The organism is Gilvimarinus gilvus (assembly GCF_030518155.1).
Classification (GTDB): Bacteria; Pseudomonadota; Gammaproteobacteria; order Pseudomonadales; family Cellvibrionaceae; genus Gilvimarinus; species Gilvimarinus gilvus.
Genome location: NZ_JAULRU010000841.1, coordinates 1 through 315, shown reverse-complemented (window position 1 = coordinate 315; position 315 = coordinate 1). Strand labels below are relative to the sequence as shown.

General features: G+C 23.2%; 1 protein-coding gene. It reads left to right on the top strand.

Going from position 1 to position 315, the window contains the following annotated elements; genetic code table 11:
• On the top strand, window positions 1–315 hold a 315-nt coding region (locus QWI17_RS23510), incomplete at both ends, for a hypothetical protein (protein ID WP_302724983.1).

Sequence of the window (315 nt, the reverse complement as noted above, 5' to 3'; positions counted from 1 at the left end):
TGAAAATTTTGACAAAAGTCATTATATAAGTTCTATTAAAACTGAAATAAGTATTGATGAATTTACTACAGAGAGTTCAATTAATCTATTTGATAATAAGGAGGTAGAGTTTTATTTTAATGATTTATTTTTATTATGTCCTTCTGCATTTTCAAGTCCGTTTAGATATAATTCGGATTTAATCAAACAAGCTCACGCAAAAGCAGTTTACAATAAAAATTTAGATTTAATTCTAGATTTTATTAACCAACATTTTGATATATCAATCGAAAAAATTGATATGATTGAAATTGAAGGTATTAGTAGATTTTTAGT